We start from the raw sequence: 1,871 nt of genomic DNA on the forward strand, positions 1-1,871 counted from the left end.
GCTAGCCTTGTTTACGTTAGCACTAGCAGTTGCATAAGCCTTAGCTGCATCTAACTTATCAGCAGCAGCAGTTTGAGCATTTACAGCAGCATCATGAGCATCTTGAGCATCCTTTTGACGAGTCTTGGCATTTTCAAGAGCTTCACCAGCTGCGTTTACTTCTGTTTGAGCACCATTCAATGCAGTATTGGCTTCATCAAATGCTTGTTGAGCAGTCTTAGTAGCTGCTTGAGCATCTTCCCACTTAGCTTGAGCTGCTTGTTGAGCTTCATCATTCCATTCACTTGGTTCGTTAAGGTAGTCTTGATAAGCAGCATCATAAGCATCCTTGGCCTTTTGTTCAGCAGCCTTAGCATCGTTCAATGCTGTTTCTGCCTTAGTGTAAGCATCACTAGCATCTGTTTGACGGTTGGCAGCTGCATCGTAGTTACCTTGGGCAGTCTTAAGGTCAGCATTAGCTTCATCTAAGGCGTTACCAGTTTCGTTAACCTTAGTTTGAGCATCATTAACAGCCTTTTGTAATGCAGCCATATCAGGGTTAGTAGTACCTAACTTGTCAGCGGCAGCAGTTTGAGCATTACGTGCTTCGTCAAGTGCCTTTTGGGCTGCACTCAATGTGTTGTTAGCATTGTTCAAAGCAGTTGTTGCCTTTTCTGCATTAGCTGAAGCTTCTTCATAGGCTTTCTTTAAAGCATCAAGATTAACAGCCAACTTAGCGTTATCAAGGGCAGTCTTTGCTTGAGCTTGTGCACTAAGGGCTGCATCTAATTGCTTTTGAAGATTGGCTTGGTTAGCATTTGCTTCGTCAAGTGCCTTTTGAGCAGAAACAATTTGTTCATTAGCGTATTTTTCATATGCATTAAGAGCATCAATAGCCTTACCCTTGTTGGAAACAGTTGGGTTTTGGTTATATTCGTTAATTGCATTAATTACGTTTTCAGCTGCTTGTGCTTGTGAACTGTTGTTACCGTAAAGCTTTTGTGCTTCATTAACGGCTGCTTGTGCGGCATTCAAAGCATTATCAGTCTTGCCATCCTTAAATTGATTGTAGGCAGCTGCAATGTTTGTTGATGCGTCAGTAGCAGCACTAGCAGTTGACTTAGCTGCACTGTAATCGTTAAATGCTGAACTTGCAGCAGCAGAAGTAGAGTTAGCGTTACTTTGAGCTGTAGAAGTTGCGGCACTCTTAGCAGCTGCTACATTTTCTTGAGCAGTACTGTTAGCTGCACTAGTAGTTACAACAGCACTAGAAGCCGCAGTAACTGCATCACTAGCAGCATTAACCTTTTCTTGAGCTTGTGAAACTACATCAGATGAAACATTTGAAGTAGCACTTGTTGTACTTGTGGCATTAGCAGAACCAGTGGTTGCAGTAACAGCAGGTTGGTTAGCAACATCAGCGTGAACCTCAGTGTTGTTAACATTTGCTAATGTAAGACCTGCCAAAGTGGCTGTAGTCATCAAACCAGCATATACAATATTTTTCTTTGCTTTGTACATTTTGTAGTGTACTTGATTATTTTTCATAAATAATCCTCCTAAAAATAAAACCTCGAAATAATTGTTATCTTACAACACCATCATTTTATGTAATCACTCTTACTATTTCAAGCTATTTTCGCTTATCTTTCGATTGATAAAAATAAAAAAAAAAAAAACGGCCTAATTCCTTATATATCAGCATTTATTATATAAATAACGATTAACTAAAAATATAAAAATTATTTTTCAATAGAATAATCAACAAATTATTGTTATCAATTGATAGGGAATAATTTAAAACAGACTAAGCTTAGTAGTGGAAATATCAGAACGACGGTTCTGATATTTCCACTACTTTTTTGTTAAAGTAGGGGTGAAGTTGACATGTC

At 39.0% G+C, this 1,871-nt stretch carries 1 protein-coding gene; it reads right to left on the minus strand.

The window, feature by feature from the left end:
- Positions 1-1,527 (minus strand): KxYKxGKxW signal peptide domain-containing protein (locus tag H5R88_RS03640; RefSeq protein WP_182600262.1); only part of this gene is annotated, 1,527 nt, incomplete at its 3' end.
- Positions 1,528-1,871: the final 344 nt, after the last annotated feature.

The sequence above is a fragment of the Limosilactobacillus agrestis genome (assembly GCF_014145585.1).
Classification (GTDB): Bacteria; Bacillota; Bacilli; order Lactobacillales; family Lactobacillaceae; genus Limosilactobacillus; species Limosilactobacillus agrestis.